Source organism: Lentzea sp. NPDC058450 (assembly GCF_042721395.1).
Taxonomy (GTDB): Bacteria; Actinomycetota; Actinomycetes; order Mycobacteriales; family Pseudonocardiaceae; genus Lentzea.
This window is the reverse complement of the sequence record NZ_JBHXLO010000023.1, coordinates 21,937-39,874: the sequence shown is the minus strand read 5'-3', so window position 1 is coordinate 39,874 and position 17,938 is coordinate 21,937. Positions and strand designations below refer to the sequence as shown.

At 69.5% G+C, this 17,938-nt stretch carries 18 protein-coding genes; 11 read left to right on the top strand and 7 right to left on the bottom strand.

The features are described 5' to 3' along the window. The first annotated feature begins 25 nt into the window (after window positions 1–25). The 3 genes from ACFWNN_RS29980 to ACFWNN_RS29970 all read left to right on the top strand — a co-directional run bounded on the left by ACFWNN_RS29980 (window position 26) and on the right by ACFWNN_RS29970 (window position 4,463). Window positions 26–508 (top strand): GNAT family N-acetyltransferase, encoded by a 483-nt coding sequence (locus ACFWNN_RS29980; protein ID WP_382443276.1) that lies wholly within the window; start codon window positions 26–28, stop codon window positions 506–508. A gap of 36 nt (window positions 509–544) precedes the next feature. Beyond that, window positions 545–1,837 (top strand): beta-propeller fold lactonase family protein, encoded by a 1,293-nt coding sequence (locus tag ACFWNN_RS29975; protein ID WP_382443275.1) that lies wholly within the window; start codon window positions 545–547, stop codon window positions 1,835–1,837. Between the two features lie 115 nt (window positions 1,838–1,952). Further along, window positions 1,953–4,463: a glycoside hydrolase family 97 catalytic domain-containing protein gene (locus ACFWNN_RS29970; RefSeq protein ID WP_382443274.1), complete on the top strand. Its 2,511-nt coding sequence runs from the start codon at window positions 1,953–1,955 to the stop codon at window positions 4,461–4,463. Here the strand turns inward: ACFWNN_RS29970 and ACFWNN_RS29965 are convergent. Then, on the bottom strand, window positions 4,460–4,648 hold the full coding sequence (locus tag ACFWNN_RS29965) for an MbtH family NRPS accessory protein (protein ID WP_382443273.1): 189 nt from the start codon (window positions 4,646–4,648) through the stop codon (window positions 4,460–4,462). The two genes, ACFWNN_RS29970 and ACFWNN_RS29965, sit on opposite strands and share 4 nt — an antisense overlap. 111 nt (window positions 4,649–4,759) lie before the next feature. Between ACFWNN_RS29965 and idi the strand changes: the two genes are divergently transcribed. After that, window positions 4,760–5,359, top strand: a complete 600-nt coding sequence (idi, locus tag ACFWNN_RS29960) for an isopentenyl-diphosphate Delta-isomerase (RefSeq protein ID WP_382443385.1) — start codon at window positions 4,760–4,762, stop codon at window positions 5,357–5,359. On the opposite strand, the gene ACFWNN_RS29955 is transcribed toward idi, so the two are convergent. Then, the gene (locus tag ACFWNN_RS29955; RefSeq protein WP_382443384.1) at window positions 5,325–5,873 is read right to left on the bottom strand and encodes a LysE/ArgO family amino acid transporter; all 549 of its coding nucleotides are present in this window, start codon (window positions 5,871–5,873) and stop codon (window positions 5,325–5,327) included. The two genes, idi and ACFWNN_RS29955, sit on opposite strands and share 35 nt — an antisense overlap. A 99-nt stretch (window positions 5,874–5,972) precedes the next feature. Here ACFWNN_RS29955 and ACFWNN_RS29950 point away from each other — a divergent pair, with 99 nt between their 5' ends. From ACFWNN_RS29950 to ACFWNN_RS29925, 6 genes are all read left to right on the top strand, one after another. Beyond that, window positions 5,973–6,830 carry a LysR family transcriptional regulator ArgP gene (locus tag ACFWNN_RS29950; protein WP_382443383.1) on the top strand — a complete coding sequence of 286 codons (858 nt, stop codon included), beginning with the start codon at window positions 5,973–5,975 and terminating at the stop codon, window positions 6,828–6,830. A 32-nt stretch (window positions 6,831–6,862) separates the two neighbouring features. Continuing rightward, window positions 6,863–7,588, top strand: coding sequence for an SDR family NAD(P)-dependent oxidoreductase (locus ACFWNN_RS29945; RefSeq protein ID WP_382443382.1), 726 nt, complete (start codon window positions 6,863–6,865; stop codon window positions 7,586–7,588). A gap of 80 nt (window positions 7,589–7,668) precedes the next feature. Further along, window positions 7,669–8,376, top strand: coding sequence for a DUF998 domain-containing protein (locus tag ACFWNN_RS29940; protein ID WP_382443272.1), 708 nt, complete (start codon window positions 7,669–7,671; stop codon window positions 8,374–8,376). After that, window positions 8,301–8,711, top strand: a complete 411-nt coding sequence (locus tag ACFWNN_RS29935; protein WP_382443271.1) for a hypothetical protein — start codon at window positions 8,301–8,303, stop codon at window positions 8,709–8,711. The genes ACFWNN_RS29940 and ACFWNN_RS29935 overlap by 76 nt, the downstream gene beginning before the upstream one ends. Next, entirely contained in the window at window positions 8,711–9,277 is a 567-nt protein-coding gene (locus ACFWNN_RS29930; protein WP_382443270.1) for a TIGR03086 family metal-binding protein, read from the top strand. The genes ACFWNN_RS29935 and ACFWNN_RS29930 overlap by 1 nt, the downstream gene beginning before the upstream one ends. 20 nt (window positions 9,278–9,297) lie before the next feature. Further along, window positions 9,298–9,627, top strand: a complete 330-nt coding sequence (locus tag ACFWNN_RS29925) for a hypothetical protein (protein ID WP_382443269.1) — start codon at window positions 9,298–9,300, stop codon at window positions 9,625–9,627. Here ACFWNN_RS29925 and ACFWNN_RS29920 read toward each other — a convergent pair. Genes ACFWNN_RS29920 through ACFWNN_RS29905 form a run of 4 tightly spaced genes read right to left on the bottom strand, consistent with a single transcriptional unit; the run spans window position 9,620 to window position 13,651 of the window. Continuing rightward, window positions 9,620–10,318 carry a class I SAM-dependent methyltransferase gene (locus ACFWNN_RS29920; protein ID WP_382443268.1) on the bottom strand — a complete coding sequence of 233 codons (699 nt, stop codon included), beginning with the start codon at window positions 10,316–10,318 and terminating at the stop codon, window positions 9,620–9,622. The two genes, ACFWNN_RS29925 and ACFWNN_RS29920, sit on opposite strands and share 8 nt — an antisense overlap. Continuing rightward, window positions 10,311–10,979 carry an NAD-dependent protein deacetylase of SIR2 family gene (locus ACFWNN_RS29915; protein ID WP_382443267.1) on the bottom strand — a complete coding sequence of 223 codons (669 nt, stop codon included), beginning with the start codon at window positions 10,977–10,979 and terminating at the stop codon, window positions 10,311–10,313. The genes ACFWNN_RS29920 and ACFWNN_RS29915 overlap by 8 nt, the downstream gene beginning before the upstream one ends. After that, window positions 10,980–12,593 carry a hypothetical protein gene (locus ACFWNN_RS29910; RefSeq protein ID WP_382443266.1) on the bottom strand — a complete coding sequence of 538 codons (1,614 nt, stop codon included), beginning with the start codon at window positions 12,591–12,593 and terminating at the stop codon, window positions 10,980–10,982. After that, the gene (locus ACFWNN_RS29905) at window positions 12,590–13,651 is read right to left on the bottom strand and encodes an AAA family ATPase (protein WP_382443265.1); all 1,062 of its coding nucleotides are present in this window, start codon (window positions 13,649–13,651) and stop codon (window positions 12,590–12,592) included. Before ACFWNN_RS29905 ends, ACFWNN_RS29910 begins: the two co-directional genes overlap by 4 nt. Window positions 13,652–13,808: 157 nt before the next feature. On the opposite strand from ACFWNN_RS29905, the gene ACFWNN_RS29900 reads away from it, so the two are divergent. Beyond that, window positions 13,809–15,785: a cellulase family glycosylhydrolase gene (locus ACFWNN_RS29900; protein ID WP_382443264.1), complete on the top strand. Its 1,977-nt coding sequence runs from the start codon at window positions 13,809–13,811 to the stop codon at window positions 15,783–15,785. 575 nt (window positions 15,786–16,360) lie between these two features. Here ACFWNN_RS29900 and ACFWNN_RS29895 read toward each other — a convergent pair. Further along, entirely contained in the window at window positions 16,361–17,839 is a 1,479-nt protein-coding gene (locus ACFWNN_RS29895) for a glutamate--cysteine ligase (RefSeq protein WP_382443263.1), read from the bottom strand. Window positions 17,840–17,938 lie beyond the last annotated feature (99 nt).

The following is a 17,938-nucleotide window of genomic DNA, read 5'->3' as shown; positions in this document are numbered from 1 at the left end:
TGGACGTCCTTCTGATGATGGTCGCATGACCTGGATCGTGACCGCCGCCGACGCCGCGCTCTCGCCGCTCAACCGCGAGTACAACGCGGAGATGATCAGCCGCTACTGGGGACGGCCGACGAACGACGCCGAGATCGACGCCTACGAGCGCGACGAGCAAGATCACGACGTGCCGGTGTTCCTCGTCGTTTCCCGTGATGGCAACGATGTCGGCTGTCTGGGCATGCGCTTCCTCGACAACGGTGTCGGCGAGCTGACGCGGATGTTCGTGCGCACGCCGTTCCGCGGTCAGGGCGCGGCGTCGGCGTTGATCGTCGCGATGGAGGCCGAAGCGGCCCGGCGCGGGCTCGTCGCGTTGCGGCTCGACACGCGGAAAGACCTTGTGGAGGCAAGGAGTCTGTACGCGAAGCACGGGTTCGCGGAGATCGCCGCGTACAACGACGCCGAGTACTCCGACCACTGGTTCGAGAAGAGGCTAACGTCCTCTGATCCTGCCGCGATGAGCTGAGAAGGTCGGGGTGTATCGCGCCAGGAGGCAATGAACATGCGGTTGCGTCCACTGGTGATGGCTGCGGCCGTCACCACGGCACTGGTGGTGACTCCGGCCCACGCGGCTCCCGCCGGTCGGGTGCTGGGTTACGTCGCCAACAACGGCGGCGGGGTGTCGGTCATCGACACGGCCACGAACGCGGTGTCCACGACGATCGCCGACGGCAACGGCAACTCGCCGTACATGGCGGCGGTCGCGTTCGACGGCACCCGCGGTTACGTCACCAACACAGTGCAGAACACGCTCACGGTCATCGACACGCCGACCAACACGGTCGACAAGTCCATTCCCGTCGGATCGCATCCGGCTGGTGTGGCGGTGGCACCCGGTGGCGGCTTCGCCTACGTCACCAACTACCTCGACGGCACGGTGTCCGTCGTCGACACGGCCACGCTCACGGTCACCGCGACCATCGCGGTCGGCTCGAACGCCGACGGTGTCGTCGTGACCAAGGACGGTTCGGCCGTCTACGTCACGCACGACCAGCCCGGCCCGAGCAAGGTCTCGGTCATCGACACGACGTCCAACGCCGTCGTCGGCACCATCCCCGTCGGCAACGCCGCGACGGCCATCGCGGCTTCCCCCGACGGCACGCGGATGTACGTCGTCAACAAGGGTTCGGACAGCGTCTCCGCCATCGACGTCGCCACGCGCACCGTCGTCGGCACCGCCGCCGTCGGCTTCACGCCGCACGGCATCGCGGTCATGCCCGACGGCAGCCGCGCGTACGTGACGAACAGCGAGTTCGACCGGGTGTCCGTCGTGGATCTCGCCTCCATGACCGAGACCCAGAAGATCCTCGTCGGCGACCGCCCGATCAGCGTGGCCCTCACGCCGGACGGCGGGTCGGCCTACGTGACGAACTACAACAGCAACTCGGTGTCGATCATCGACACGGCGTCCAACACGGTCACCGGCACGCTCGCCGTCGGCCAGCGCCCGGTGGGCATCGCGATCAACTTCGTGCCGCCCGCCGCGTCCAAGCTCGTCGCCGGTACCGCGCAGCTGCAGGTGCGGCTGCTCGGGTTCACGGTCCGCGGGCTCAACGCCACGCTGACCGACAAGCACACCGGTGCGCCGGTCGCCGGTCAGCAGGTCGTCTTCCGCACGGTGAAGGGCAACCCGCTCTGCACCGCGACGACCAACGCCTCCGGCAAGGCCACCTGCGACGCGAACGTGTCGTTGCTGGTCGGCCTAGCCACGCTGCTGCAGGGCTTCACGGCCTCGTACGCGGGCAACAACGAGCACGGCGGTGCCACCTCGCACGGGTACATCCGCCTGCTCTAGTCATCTCCTGTCATGGTTGTTACATCCCTTGACTCGGGCGAAAGGCGCGTTCTAGCGTCCGGGTCGAGGGATGTACCTCCGGTGACCGCCGCCCCGGTTCACGAGGGGAGTGTCCGTGGCGGTCAGAGCACTTGCCGTTGTGCTGCTGGTGCTGGGGCTGGTGGTGCCCGCACAGGCTTCCGCCGCTGGTCCGCGAGCTGTGGTCCGCGTCGACGGCGGGGTTGTTTCGCTTGAGGTGACGCACCGGGGGAAGACCGTCGTCCAGCCGTCGCCGGTCGGGATCAGGACCGAGCGCGCCGACTTCTCCGCCGGGTTGTCGTTGACCGGCAAGTCACGCCGGGCGATCTTCGAGCGCTACCGCACGACGTCCGGCAAGAAGCGCGACCGGGTCGTGCGGGCGGTGGAGACGGTGTACCGGTTCGCCGCCGCCGGTGGCCGGCTCGACCTCGTCGTGCGGGAGTCTCCTGACGGCGTCGCCTATCGGTACGAACTGCCGCAGAACACCGGTGCCGTCGTCGGGGAGGCGTCCGCGTTCCTGCTGCCCGCGGACTCCGTCGCGTGGCTGGCCAAGTTCCGTCGTGACTACGAGAACCCGTTCCTGCGGATGACGGCCTCCGGAGCCGAACGGGCCGAGTACATGCATCCGGCGCTGTTCGAGGTCGGCGGGACGTACGCGCTGATCACCGAGTCCGATGTGGACGGACGGTACTCCGGCGGGCACCTCGTGCACGCCGGCGGTGGGCGGTACGACGTCAGGCTGTGGGACGAGAAGGTCGCGGTCTCCGGGGCGCTGAAGACGCCGTGGCGCACGATGATCGTCGGGTCCCTGGCCACCGTGGTCGAGTCGACGCTGGTGGACGACCTGGCGCCGGCCTCGAAGGTGCGAGACGCGTCGTGGATCGAGCCGGGCCCGGCCGTGTGGACGTGGCTCGCCGGTGGCCGTCCCGTGCAGCAGGACCTGGTGCGGCAGAAGGAGTTCGTGGACTACGCGGCGGCGCGCGGCTGGCCGTACGTCGTGGTCGACGCCGGGTGGTACGACGACCCGGACTGGCGGCGGACCAGCTTCATCCCCGAGCTGGTGCGCTACGCCGGGGCGCGGGGCGTCGGCATCCACACGTGGGTGCGGTTCAGCAGCGTCGACACGGCCGAGAAGCGCGCGGACTACCTGCCGTGGCTGCAACGCTGGGGCGTGCGGGGCCTGAAGATCGACTTCATGGACTCCGACGGCCAGGAGCGCTACCGCTGGTACGACGAGATCCTGCCGGAGACCGCGCGGATGCGCTTCCTGGTCAACTTCCACGGCGCCACGCTGCCGCACGGCGTCCACCGCACCTGGCCGCACGTCATGACGACCGAGGCCGTGCACGGGGCCGAGAAGTCCAGCGGCCTCACCACCTCGCACCTGACCGCGTTGCCGTTCACCCGCAACGTCGTGGGCGGCATGGACTACACGCCGGGCGGTTTCCACCGGGCGCGCGCGAACACCGATGGTGGCGAGCTGGCGCTGACGGTGCTGTACGAGTCCGGGGTGCAGAACCTGGCCGGACGCCCCGACTCCTACGACGCCCGGCCGTTCGCGCGCTGGTTCCTGGAACAGGCGCCCGCCGCGTGGGACGAGACCCGGCTGCTGTCGGGACGTCCCGGCGACAGCGTCGTGCTGGCACGGCGTTCGGGAGACCGGTGGTTCGTCGGCGGGGCGGTGGCCGGAGCCGCGCGGACGCTCGACCTGCCGGCTTTGGGCGGCGGGAAGTGGCTGGTCGAGGTCGTGCGGGACGGCGAGGCCGGACTGGTTCGGGAGTCCCACGTGACATCCGGGAAGCTGACCGTGCCGGTCGCGGCGGAGGGCGGTTTCGTGGCACTGGTCTGCCGCCCGGAACGAACTACCTGCGCTCGCCCGACGGGCGGCGTGCCGTCCACGTCCGTCGTCGTTTCACCTGAACGGGTGGCAGTGCAGCCAGGGCAGGCGTTCGAGCTGAGCGGCACCTTCACCAACACCTCGGACCGTCCGCTGCACGGCGTGACGTTCACGCCGCGCGTGCCGTCCGGGTGGAGTGCGTCCTCGGCCGTGCGTGCGGCACGGGTCGCACCGGGGGAGTCGCTGACCGGCCGCTGGACCGTCCGCGTCGGCGCGAACCCCGTCGTGGGGCTGACAGAAGTGCCCGCGGTGGCGCGGTTCGCCGGCGTCGAGGCGGAGGAGGCGACGCGTGCTCACGTGTGGAAGCCGTTGGCCGCCGGACAGGTTTACGTCGCCGGCAACGACCTGTCCGTCGAGGGCAGGACGCTCACGACCGGCGGTGTCCGGTTCGGCAAGGGCATCGGCACGACGCCAGGTGACCGGACCGTCGAGCTCGGCGCGTGCAGCCGGTTCGACGCCACCGTCGGAGTCGACGACGAGGTGGACGGCCGCGTGGACCGGGCGGCCGGTGCCGGTGGATCGGTCGTGTTCGAGGTGCTGGGCGACGGCCGTGTGCTGCACACGAGTCCGTTGCGCCGGTCCGTCGACTCGGCGCTGCCCGTGTCCGCGGACGTCAACGGCGTGCGGGTGCTGACGTTGCGGGTGTCGGACGGCGGGGACGGGACGAGTCTCGACCACGCCGTGTGGGGCGATGCGCGGCTGATCTGCTAGGCCGCCATCGGGAGGTCGGTGCGGAGCGCCTGGATCCGGTCCTCGCAGGACTGGCGGCAGGCGACTCCGTGGACGACCTGCCAGCCTGCGGGCACCTGCAGCACCGCGGGCCAGATCGAGTACTGGCCCGTTGGGCTGACCAGCACCAGGAACATGGTGTGAGCCTGAGCGAACGGGGAAGTCATGGCTCCAGAGTGACGGGGGACACCTATGGTGGCGCTATCTCCACGCTCAAGCTCACGTGAACTCCTGGTTCCCGATCTTGGTCCGCATGTGATTACGTGGTGCGCGTGACTGTGGAACAGGTGGTCCTGCTGGCCGAGGACGGAACGGCCGTCGGCGTCGAGGACAAGGCAGTGGTGCATCACGCGGACACACCGCTGCACCTGGCGTTTTCCAGCTACGTCTTCGATTCCGCGGGCAACACGATCCTGACCCGCCGGGCGTTGCACAAGAAGACGTTCCCCGGCCTGTGGACCAACACCTGCTGCGGCCACCCGTTGCCGGGCGAGGACATGGCGCAGTCGGTGCTGAGGCGGCTGCGCGACGAGCTGGGCATGGAGACGCCCGCTCCCGAACTGCTGCTGCCCGCGTTCCGGTACCGCGCGGTGATGGACGGCGTGGTGGAGAACGAGATGTGCCCGGTGTTCCGCGTGCTGTCCGACGCCGAGCCCGTGCCGAACCCGGACGAGGTCGACTCGACCGAGCGGGTGCCGTGGAGCGAGTACGCGTCGAGCGTGCTGGACGGCACGCGGGCCGTGTCGCCGTGGTCCCGCCTCCAGGTCGCCGAGCTGGTCGAGCTCGGACCGGACCCGCTGGCGTGGCCGGTCGCGGGGCCGGAGGGACTGCCCGCCGCGGTGCTCACGAACTGGCGATCAGCGTCACCCCGAGCGTGATCATCACGGCCGCGATCAGGCCGTCCAGGACCCGCCACGAGCGGGGCTTCGCGAACAACGGGCTGAGCAGGCGCGCGCCGTAGCCGAGGGCCACGAACCAGGTGATGCTCGCGGTGACGGCGCCGACTCCGAACAACCACCGCCCGGCGGCGATCGAGCCGAGCAGCAGCACGGTGTCGAGGTAGACGTGCGGGTTCAGCCACGTCAGCGCGAGCGCCGTCAGCACCGGCCTGCCCGTCGTGTCGGGTCCGGCGGTCATCGCTGACGGCGTGAACGCCCGGCGCGCGGCCAGGAAGCCGTAGCCCAGCAGGAAGATCCCGCCGACGACGGCCGCGACCGTGATGGCCTTCGGGAAGGCGTTGACGAGCGCGCCGAAGCCCGCGACGCCCACGGCGACCAGGATCGCGTCCGAGAGCGCGCAGACGGCGACGACCTGCGCGACCGCGTGCCGCCGAAGTCCTTGGCGCAGCACGAAAGCGTTCTGCGCGCCGATCGCGACGATCAGGGTCATCATGGTGCCGAAGCCGAGGAACAGGTCTCTCACCCGGTCCACGCTATTGACGCCTTCTTAATGAGACCAGCTACAGATTCTTACGTACCATTAGCGCTCGTGATGGACCTCGACCTGGTGCGGACGCTGCTCGCGGTCGTCGACGCGGGCACGTTCGACGCGGCTGCGGCCGCCCTGCACGTCACGCCTTCCGCTGTCTCGCAACGCATCAAGGCGCTGGAGCAGCGGACCGGCCGGGTGCTGCTGGTGCGGGCGCGGCCGGTGCGGCTCACGCCGTCCGGTGAGGTGCTGGTGCGCTACGGTCGCCAACTCATGGCGCTCGACCAGGACCTGGACGCGGCGCTGGGGGAGTCCGCGGTGGTGCGGGTGCCGATCGCGGTCAACGCCGACTCGCTCGCCACGTGGTTCCTGCCCGCGCTGCAACGGGTTCCGGCGTCGTTGCGGATCTCGTTCGACCTGCACCGCGAGGACCAGGACCACACGACGGCGTTGCTGCGCCAAGGAGTGGTGATGGCCGCCGTCACGTCGTCGCGTGAACCGGTGGCGGGCTGCTCGGTGACCAAGCTGGGCGAGATCCGTTACGCGGCAATGGCTTCCGAGTCCTTCGTGGAGGACCACGCGGCCGGGCCGCCGAAGTCGTGGCTGCCGGACGCACCGGTCGTCGTGTTCGACCGCAACGACGACCTGCAGGACCGGTTCGTGCGCACGCTCACCCGCGGCCGGGGCGCGTCCGAACACCGCCACTTCGTGCCGTCGTCGGAGGTGTACGTACGGACGATCGTGGCGGGCCTCGGCTGGGGAATGGTGCCGCCGCAACAGGTCCAGGCCGGGCTGGTCGATCTCGCACCGGGCCGCACCATCTCCGTTCCGCTGTACTGGCAGCAGTGGAAGCTCGACTCGCCGGCGCTCACGGCCGTGGCCGAGGCCGTCATGGCGGAAGCGCGCGAGGCGTTGCGTTAGGAGCTAGCCTCGTCGCCATGACCGGCGAACCGATGAACCTCAACGGGAAGACCGCAGTCATCTACGGCGCGGGCACGATCGGTGGCGCGATCGCCGAGGCGTTCGTGGCCGCGGGTGCGGACGTGCACCTGGCCGCGCGCACCGAGGCGTCGCTGAAGGAGAAGGCCGCCGCGATCGGCGCCCGGTACGCCGTGGTCGATGCGCTGGACGAACGCGCGGTGGACGAGCACGCCGCCACTTTCGAGCGCATCGACATCTCGGTCAACGTCATCTCCGACAACGACGTCCAGGGCACGCCGCTGCACGAGATGAGCGTCGACGACTACCTGGCCCCGGTCGTCACGAACGTCCGCTCGAAGTTCCTCACCGCCCGCGCGGCCGCCCGGCACATGATCCGGCAGGGCGGTGGCGTCATCCTGTTCTTCGGCGGCACCAGCGACGGCCAGGTGCACCGCCGGTGGCACCTCGGCGGCCTGGTCACGGCGTTCGACGCGGTCGAGGCGATGCGCCGCCAGCTCGCGGCCGAACTGGGCCCGCACGGCGTGCGGACGGTGACGTTGCAGACCGGCGGCATCCCCGAGTCGATCCCGGTGGACTTCCGCGACCAGGTCGAACCCGACATCGTCGGCCAGACGGCGCTGGGCCGGGCCGCGACCCTGCGGGACGTCGGGCGCGCGGCGGTCTTCGCGGCCTCCGACTGGGGCCGCACGATCACGGGAGCGCAGGTCAACGTCACGTGCGGGGCGATCCTGAGCTGAAGCTGTCGGAACGCTGGGGGGAACCTGTCGGGTTGCTGAACCCAGGAACCCCGCGCGTTCACCCGGTCGTTGTCCGATATGTGCTGATACCTCGTCTAGCCGCCGCCGGCGGTTCACTCGCCGTCGTGGCGACGATCGCCATGGTCGGACTGCTCGACCTGACCGTCGGCCCGTTGCGCCGCACGATCAGCGAGTACGCGCTGGGCGACTACCGCCCCGTCTTCGACGTCGCGGTGCTGCTGCTGGTCGCGGGCTCGATGGCGATCCTGTACGTGCTGGTCCACGAGGGGCTGACGCGCTGGCGTTCGGTCGGGGCGATCGCGCTGACGCTCTGGTCGGCCGGCCTGTTCCTCGTCGTGCTGTTCCCGAAGACGAACTGGGCGATGGGCACCAACGAGCTCAGCGGCAGCATCCACCGGTTCGGCAGCATGGTCGCGTTCGTGAGCCTGCCGGTCGCGATCATTGCGCTCGCCCTCCCGTGGGTGAGGCACGAGGTGTGGTCGCGACACGCCAGGTGGGTTCTGGCGTCCGGTTTGTTGAGCGTTGTCGCATTCATGCCGCTGCTCTACGCCGTTGTGCTGGGCGTGGTCTCCGACGTTCGGTGGTGGCGCGTGTTCCCGTTGGGGTACATCGAGAGGATCTTGCTCGCGGCCGAGGTGCTCGCCGTGCTCGCCGTCGGGCTGTGGGCCGTCGCGGCCAGTAGGGTTGCGCCATGGCGAGTTGGGGAGACCTCGCGGATTACGTCCGCGCCGAGTACGACGTCATCCACGACGAGGGCGAGGAGCTGAGGATCCTCTTCACCTTCGGGGACGACGACGAGGACGACGACGAGCGCACGCAGGTCGTGATCATCGTCAGGGAAGTGCTCGACAAGGTGCACGAGTGGGTCCAGATCGCCTCCCCGTGCGGGCTGGCGTCCCAGGTGAACCTCCACGACGTGCTCGTGGAGGTGGGCAACTCCACCGTGGCGTGCGGCCTCGCGATCATGGGGGAGCACGTGGTGGTGCGGCACTCGCTGCCGTTGTCCGACCTCGACATCCACGAGTTCACCGACCCCCTGCAGCTGCTCGCCGGTACCGCGGACACGTTGGAAGAGCAGTTCTGGGGAGGAGACGGCTACTGATGTTCGACTTGACGCCTGCGGCCGGCCAGTTGGCGGGCCTGGTGCGAGGAGTGACGGACGGCGACCTGAAGGCGCCGACCCCGTGTCCCGACTACACGGTCGCCGACCTGCTGGACCACGTGAACGGCCTGTCGGTCGCGTTCACGATGGCGGCGTTGAAGACCCCGCTGGAAGGCACGGCCTCGGGTGACGCGTCCCGGCTGCCGCTGGACTTCCGCGAGTCGATGCCGGTGCGGCTGGACGAGCTGGCCGCGGCGTGGCGTTCGTCTTCCGCCTGGGAGGGAATGACCCGGGCCGGCGGCGTCGACCTGCCCGGCGAGGTGGCCGGAGCGGTCGCGCTGGACGAGATCGTGCTGCACGGCTGGGACCTCGCCCGTGCCACCGGCCAGCCGTTCGAGGTGGATCCCGAGCTGCTCCAGGTCGTTCACGGCTTCGTGTCGTCGATCGGCCCGGATGACCGCGACGGCTCGCTCTTCGGAGCCGCGGTCGAGGTCGACTCGAATGCGCCCTTGCTGGACCGTGTCCTGGGACTCAGTGGGCGGAATCCCGCCTGGAGCCTAGGTTAGGCTCTCCTAATGTGAGGACGATGACGGTGCAGGTTCGGGCAGGGCTGGGCGTGGGACGCCTCGCCGCCGCCATGGATTCGCTGGTGGAACTGCATCCGGAACTGTGTCGCAGCGGCTTCGCACACCACGAGGTCGAGGATCCCGCCGCCGCCACCCCCGCGGCCCTCGCGGAGGCGGAGGCGGGACTCGACCTGCAGACCGGCGTGCTGATGCACGTCGTGTGGCTCGACGCCGGACCCGACCGGACCGGCCGGATCGTGCTGGTGCTGCACGACATCGTCGCCGACCGGCTGCCGCGGATCCTGCCGTGGCTGGTGCAGGCGTGGAAGCAGCCCGCGCTGGTCAGCTGACCTTCCGCGCCACGAACACGTGCTCGAGGCCGGGACGGTCCGGGGCGTCGCGGACGTCGGTCGTCTCGAACCCCGTCGCGGTCAGGCTTTCCTCGATCTCCTCGCGGGAGCGGAACCGCAGCGTCGAGTCCGAGGCGATCTCCGTGCCGTCCGGGAAGCGGTAGGTGTGCCGGAAGGACACGAACGGCAGGTCGACGCCGAGCAGCTCGCGCCGTGTCCGCACTCCGTTCTTCTCCCGGTGCACCGGGACGCTCCAGCCCTCCCAGGCCCTTGCCTCCGGTCGTCGTGACTCGAACACCAGGTGCCCGCCGGGTTTCAGCGCGGCGTGGATGCCGCGCAGGGTGGCCTGCCAGTCGTCGCCGAGGAACACCTGCGCGACGTTCGCGGTCATCGTGGCGAGGTCGACCTGGAGCGGCGGCAGCGTCGTGGCGTCGCCGTGCAGCCAGGTGACGCGGGAGTCCTTGGCGCGCGCCAGTTCCAGCGACGCGAGCGCCGGGTCGACGCCGACGACGGTCAGTCCCGCCTCGGCCAGCAGCGTGCCGAAGCACCCCGTGCCGCAGCCGACGTCGAGCACCGACCGCGCGTCCAGTCCGGCGGCGATCTCCAGATAGGGGACGAGATCGTCGCGCTCGCCGTCGAACAGGTCGTAGAGCGCCGCCAGCCTGGGGTCGGCGAAGAGCGCGTCAGGCATGCCACATCCTCGGTCCGACGACGAACGGCATCAGCAACTCGATCACCTCTCGGTCCGGTCTTCCGTTCAGCTCTTCCTCGGCGACCCGCCGGGCGATCCCGGCCAGGAAGTCCGCCACCTGCACCCGTGCGTCGTACTGCGAGTCGACCAGCGTCAGGCTCTGCAGCCGCGGCGCGATCGTCTTGAGCTGCCTGATCCGCCCGGCCGTCAGCGACAGTTGCTGGTCGTGCACGATCGACACCGGCCCGCCCCACTGCGCGACCGCCCGCAGGATGGCCGGGAACAACGGGTCCAGGGTGCCGCGCGGGCCGCGGGCGCGCAGCAGGTCGTTGTACAGCTCCAACGGCCCGGTCACCGCCCCGAACTCCGCCCGCACCCGCGACGCCAGGAACCGCCGCTTGTCCAGCAGCTGCACGCGGGCGCGTCCGGCGAGCGGGCCGTCCTGGCCGAGGAACCACAGCAGCACCCAGCGGTTCTTCTCGCGCAGCAGGTGGTTCGCCTTGTACTCCTGCGCCGGTGACTTGATCATCTCGCGCAGCTCGTCCACGCACCCCGCGGCTTCCGTTTCCGACAGCGCGACGCCCGCGTGCGCGAAGACGGCCGTGACGCCGCCGACGAGCTTCTCGCCCTCGGAACCGGACTCGTCGCAGGCGATCTCCATCTACGACATCCGGAACACGGGGCCGCGCGCGCGGAACGGCAGGTGTGCGCCCGCCGGGACGAGGAACGCGTGCTCGCGCCGGATCCGCAGCACGTCGCAGCCGCCGTCGGTGATGACGAGGATCGGACCTGCCTTCGGGAAGTCGTCGGCGCGTTCGAGCAGATCGACGCCGGGCTGCAGCACCGTGCCGCCGCGCCCGCGCACCGTCACCCTGCCCGCGATGTCCTCGGGGGGCAGGTATCCCGCGTCATACGCCATCGCGTCACAGAAAACCACGCGTGCGGCGGGTACGTCACGTGCCGCCGAGTAGGAGGCGATCGCGCCGAGGGCCTTGCCCAGCAGCCGGGGGTCCATCGACCCGGACGTGTCCAGCACGACGCCGAACGTCGGCCGCTGGTCGAGGGTCTCCGGCCGGATCCAGCCCGGCCGTGGAATGTCCGGAGTGGACGCCTGGCGCCGCGACGCCCGTGCGTAGGAACGCCGTTTCTCCGGCGCTGGAACGAACTCCTCGAACCAGCGCGCCAGCTGGGCGTCCCACGACAGCGGCGGGTGCTCCAGCGCGCGGATCTCCTCGACGAGCCCGGCGGGCAGCAGGCCGCGTGCGGACGTGTGGTAGCTCAGACCGGTGAGGAGTGCGCGCCGGTAGAAGTCGTCGAGGTCCGCGAAGTCCGCCGGGCCGCGCAGGGGTTCCCCGAGCAGGTCGCCCTTGTGGTTGCCGCGCAACGTGTGCAGCTTGCGGTAGCGGCGCAGGTCCGTGGTGATCCGGTCGTAGACGGACTCGACCGACAGCCCGCGCAGCTCCGGGTCGTGCAGGAGACCCTCCGGTGCGCTGCCGACGCCCATCTCGACCAGCCAGCCGTTCACGACGAAGTCCGCGGCGACGTTCCACAGGTAGGCGTCCCGGCCGCCGACCCGGTCGCAGTGGCGCAGCGCGGCGTGCAGCATCTCGTGCGCGAGCACGAACCGCCATTCGAGCCTCGTCAAGCCCGCCAACGGGTTCACGTAGATCTCGGCCGACGCCGTGGACACCGCCGCGATCGAGATGTCCCAGCCGCGCGCCAGCTCCGCGTCCGCCACGATCTTCATCGTCGTCGCGAGCGCGCCCAGCAGCGGGTAGTTCGACACGAACCAGCCGAGCGCCAGCTCCCACTGGGTCTTGACCGGCCGCGAGTCCGTCAGCGACGAACGCGCGCCGCCCGCCACGTCGATCGCGGCGACGGCGGCGTTCGAGAGCCCGGCGGCGAACCGATTGGTCCACTTGTCCGGATCCTTCGACGCCTCCCCGCGCACACAGCGGTCCGGGTCCCACGAGTCGGGCGTCCGGCCGACCTTCAGCGCGGGCTGGAACTCCAGCACCTGCTTGCAGTCGTGCGTCTGGAAACCCAGGTGCAGCAGGCAATGCGCGAACACCCACGCCCACTCGTCCTCGGTCGCGCGGCGCGTCGGGTGAGCGAAGAGCATGCCGTCGAGAGAGATGTCCGCCCACGGGTGATCGGAGTCCCGGCGCACGTACGTGCTGAGGGCGGCGAACAGCGGATGTGTGTTGATCCGCCTGTCCGCCGCCTGGAACGCCAGCACCGCCGGGTCGACGTGTGCCTTGCCGCGCTTGCTCATCCGCGTGCGGCGACCAGCCGCGGCAGGTCACGGGTGACCTCGACGAGGAACCACGCGGGCAGCACGGGGTTGCCGTCGTCGTCGGCCGCGATCACCATCTGCGCGACCTCCAGCGACAGCTCGGCCAGTTCGAGCAGCAGCGCCTTTCCCCGGTGCGCCAGCTGCTTTCCCGCCGCCGGCGCGTGTGCCTTGTCGTGCGGCAGCTCCTTGACCAGCCGCGCGCGGAACGCCTCGCCGAGGAAGTACAGCAGGTCGCGGTCCTGCGGAGCCGACGGCCAGCGGGCGTCGCCGCGCAGCACGGCGTCCAGCCCGTAGGCGTTGCGCACGGTCTTGACGTACGCCTTGAACATCGACGCGTGGTTCGCCGTGACCGTGCCGAACGCCAGCACGCCGAGGAGGTCCTCGGAGATGTCGTCGCCGAACGAGTGCAGCGCGTCGGAGAGCATGTGCCAGCCGCGGGGCGTGGAGAACGTCTCCTCGACCTTCGGCGCGGCGCTCCACAGGTGGTCCGGGCGCTGGGTCAGGTACTCCAGCACCCACGGGTGGATGTCGTTCTCCCGCGCCCACGACAGCCAGTCGCGCGAGGACGCGGTGAGGTGCACGTGGATCATGCGGTTCACGAGTGCGGACGCCATGGGGCGCGCCAGGGCGTTGTCGACCGCCCTGTTGCCGGCGCCGATCACGATCGAGCCCTTCGGCAGCTCGTAGGAGCCGATGCGCCGGTCGAGGATCAGCGAGTAGAACGCCTTCTGCACCTCGGGGGCGCTGGCGTTCAGTTCGTCGAGGAAGAGGCAGTAGGGGTCGTGCCGCGCGATCGACTCCGGTGGGGCGAAACGGCTTCGGCCACCGACGAGTTCCGGAACTCCGATGAGGTCCTCCGGCGCGAGCTGGGTGCCCAGCAGCGTGACGCACTCCAGACCCAGCTCGGCGGCGAACTTGCGGACGAGTGAGGACTTGCCGATACCCGGTGCTCCCCAGAGGAAGACCGGTCGGACGACGGCGACGTGCAGCAGCACCTCCGGAAGCTGTGCTGGTGTCACGGTGACTGTGGATCGCATCAGGGCAGGAGCATCCCAAATCCGACTTGTTCCGGTCGCCCGAATTTATTGACAGGGGCAGTGGTCTAGTGCTGTGATTCAACCCACCACTGATAGGAAACCTTCTTAACTAAATCGCCGCCGCGCCCTGCTGTTCCCCTTACACAGGAGGCACCCTGTGGCCAGACCCTTGTTGTTGGCTCTGCCGGCAGCACTAGCAGTCTCCGTCGTACCGGCCGTCCTCGTTCCGACCGTCGCCAACGCCGCCGTGACCGAGTACCAGGCGGAGAACGCGACGATCACGAACGGCGTCGTCGAGTCGAACCACGCCGGCTTCACCGGCGCGGGCTTCGTCAACTACGACAACGCGACGGGCAGCGCGGTCGAGTTCACCGTCAACTCGCCCACCTCCGCGGCCGCGAAGATCACGTTCAGGTACTCGAACGGGACGTCCACCAACCGTCCCATGAACATCTACCTGAACGACACCCTGAAGCAGAGCGGCTGGTCGTTCCCCGGCACGGGCGCGTGGTCGACGTGGAACACCAAGACCATCACGCTCGGCCTCAAGGCGGGCAGCAACACCATCAGGACGGTCTCGTCGTCGGCGAACGGTGGTCCGAACCTGGACCGCATCGACGTCGACACCCCCGGCGGTGGCACGCCGGACACCCAGGCGCCCTCCGTCCCGGGCAACCTGCGTTCGACCGGGTCCACCTCCTCGTCGGTCTCGCTGGCGTGGGACGCGGCCACGGACAACGTGGGCGTGACGGGGTACGTGCTGTCCAACGGGCAGTCCGTTTCCGGCACCTCGCACACCGTCACCGGTCTCTCGCCGGACACGGAGTACACCTTCTCCGTGCAGGCGCGTGACGCGGCGGGCAACACGTCCGGCGCCTCCGAGTCCGTCACGGTGCGCACGCAGCCCGGCGGAGGCGGTGGCGACACCGAGGCTCCTTCCGTCCCAGGCAACCTGCGCTCCACCGGTACGACGTCCTCTTCGATCTCGTTGGCGTGGAACGCTTCCACGGACAACGTGGGCGTCACGGGCTACACGTTGTCGAACGGCCAGTCCGTTTCGAGCACCACGGTGACGGTCACCGGCTTGACGGCGAACACCGACTACACCTTCACCGTGCGGGCGCGCGACGCGGCGGGCAACCAGTCCGGCGCCTCGAACTCCGTCACGGTGCGCACGCAGCCCGGTGGCGGCGGCACCAGGCCGCACGACATCAACGGCCTGCTGCGGGTGTGCGGCGTGCAGCTGTGCAACCAGTACGGCAAGCCGATCCAGCTCCGCGGCGCCAGCACGCACGGCATCCAGTGGTACCACCAGTGCTCCAAGCCCCAGTGGTGGGACGCGCTGACGACCGACTGGAACGCGGACTTCATCCGCGTGGCCATGTACATCCAGGAAGACGGCTACGAGACCGACCCCCGCAAGTTCACGGACCTGATGCACGGCTACATCGAGGAAGCCACCCGCCGAGGCATCTACGTCCTGGTCGACTGGCACCAGCTCTCGCCCGGCGACCCGAACTACAACCTGGCGCGCGCCAAGACGTTCTTCACGGAGATCGCCCAGCGCCACAAGGACAAGACCAACATCATCTACGACATCGCCAACGAGCCGAACGGCACGTCGTGGGCCAAGGTCAAGTCCTACGCCGAGCAGATGATCCCGGTCATCCGCAACATCGACCCGGACAGCCTCATCGTCTCGGGCACCAACGGCTGGTCCACCTTCGGCCACTCCGACGGCACCAGCCCGTCCGAGGTGCTGAACAACCGGGTCAACGCCACGAACTTCATGTACTCGTTCCACTTCTACGCCCAGGCACACCGGGACGCGTACCTGTCCGTGCTCGACCAGGTGTCGTCGCAGGTGCCGGTCTTCGTGACCGAGTTCGGCACCCAGGCGGCCTCGGGCGGCGGCTCGAACGACTTCACCATGTCGCAGAAGTACATCGACCTGATGGAGCGCAAGAAGATCTCGTGGGCCAACTGGAACTTCTCCGACGACGGCCTCACCGGCGCCGTCTTCAAGACCGGCACCTGCGCGGGCACCACCTTCGCGGGCACCAACGTCCTGAAGCCGGCCGGCGTCTGGGTTCGCGAACGCATGCGCACCCCGGACAACTTCCCGACGTCCTGACGTTCTCTCCCGTTGGCAAGGCTCCATCCCGGCTGATGCCCGTGGCCCCATCGGGGCCTTGAGCGGGCGGCGGCGGGCGCAGACAGAGCGGTGCGGCGATGTTCTCGCCGCACCGCTCTCGTCGTTCGTGGGGGTACGGCTACCGGGCTGTGGACAGCCGTCATTTCTTGTCGGTGCGGGGTGGTAGCTTCGTATTCGCCGGTGGTCGAGGCGTCCTCGCTGGAAGCGCCCCGCCGCCCCTGATTCTCTGCACGGGTTAGGCCGGTGCGTCGACGGCGGGCAGTGTGCACCCGCCTGAACCCACCACCTCAGCCCCAGCCGGCTCGGCTCTATCTGTCCTCACCCGCCGGCAGTCCGCCCGCAGGCTGGCCTTACCCGCCAGCAGAGTCCTGCTCACCTGACGCTTGGGCCCTGCCTGCCAACAATGCGTTGCCCGGTGACCGCTCAGCCCACCCGTCAACTCAGCCCATCCACCAGCGGGTGCAACCCCGTCCGCGGGGCACAGCCCACCCGTCAGCTCACCCACCCGTCAGCCAAGCCCGACCGGCGCGGCCCACCCCACCTGTCGGCTCGGCCTACGTGAGCGGCCAGGCGTGGACGGGTTCGTTGGCGTGCATCAGGTCCACATAGGTCCGCAGCATGGTCCGCAACGCATCCGCGCGGTCCATGTGCGTGTGGTCGTAGTGCCGGTGGAACTCCCGCGCCTGCCAAGTCGCGCCGTTCACGCCGGTGAGGCACCGCTGCTCGATCACGCCCAGCAGCCTGTCCCGCTCGGCCGAGTCGACGCCCCACCTGATCAACCCCTCGTGCGCGAGAGGAAGGAGTCGCCGCAGGACCAGCTCCACCACCGGCACGGTGCCGACGCCGGGCCAGTACATCTGGGCGTCCATGCCGTTGCGGGAGGCCGCGTTGAAGTTCTCCTCGGCCGCCTGGAAGCTCATCTGCGACCACAGTGGACGCTCGTCCTCGGCCAGGGCTCGTACCAGGCCGAAGTAGAGGGCGGCGTTGGCGAGGGTGTCCACGATGGTCGGTCCGGCGGGGAGGACTCGGTTCTCCACTCGCAGGTGCGGGCGGTCGCGGACCACGTCGTAGACCGGGCGGTTCCAGCGGTAGATGGTGCCGTTGTGCAGCTTCAGCTCGTTCAGGGCAGGGGTGTCGCCCTTGTCCAGGACGGCCAGCGGGTCCTCGTCGTCGGTGATCGGCAGCAGGGCGGGGAAGTAGCGGACGTTCTCCTCGAACAGGTCGAAGATCGAGTTGATCCACCGCTCGCCGAACCACACGCGCGGGCGCACGCCCTGGGCCTTGAGCTCGTCGCCTCGGGTGTCGGTCGCCTGCTGGAACAGGGCGATGCGGGTCTCTCGCCAGAGTTCCTTGCCGAGGAAGAACGGCGAGTTGGCGCCTACGGCCACCTGCACGCCGGCGATGGCCTGGGCCGCGTTCCAGTAGGCCGGGAACTGCTCGGGTGAGACCTGGAGGTGGAGCTGCGTGCTGGTGCAGGCCGCCTCGGGGACGATCGAGCTCGCGGTGAGGTGCAGGCGCTCCACGCCGTCGATCGAGATCTGCAGGTCCTCGCCTCGGGCGGCCAGGACCTGTTCGTTCAGCAACGCGTAGCGCGGGTTGCTGGAGAGCAGGTCCGGGGCGATGTGCCTGCTGCGCAACGTCGGCAGGATGCCGTTGATGACCATGTGCGCGCCGACCTCGCGCGCCTTCTCCTCGGCGGAGTTCAGGCTGCGCCGGACCGTTTCCTCGAAGGAGGTGATGCCACCGCCCGCCAGGCGGCGCGGGGCCACGTTGATCTCGATGTTCCACTGGCCGAGCTCGGTCACGAAGTCCGGGTCGTCGATGACGTCCAGGGCCTCGTGGTTCTTCATCGCGGGATCGCAGTTCTCGTCGATGAGGTTGATCTCGATCTCGAGGCCGGTCATCGGCCGTTCGAAGTCGAACCTCGCCTCACGGAGCATCCGCGCGAACACGTCGAGGCACCGGCGCACCTTGGTGCGGTACCGCGTGCGGTCCTCGCGCGTGAACTCGTGCTTCGCGACGTCCTCGCCCATGGTGGCCTCCCGGCGGTCGAGGGTTCACAACACCACTGTGCACCATGGTTGATCAATCCGACACCCGTGTGTCTTGTTCCCCCGAACAGGACAGGTCGA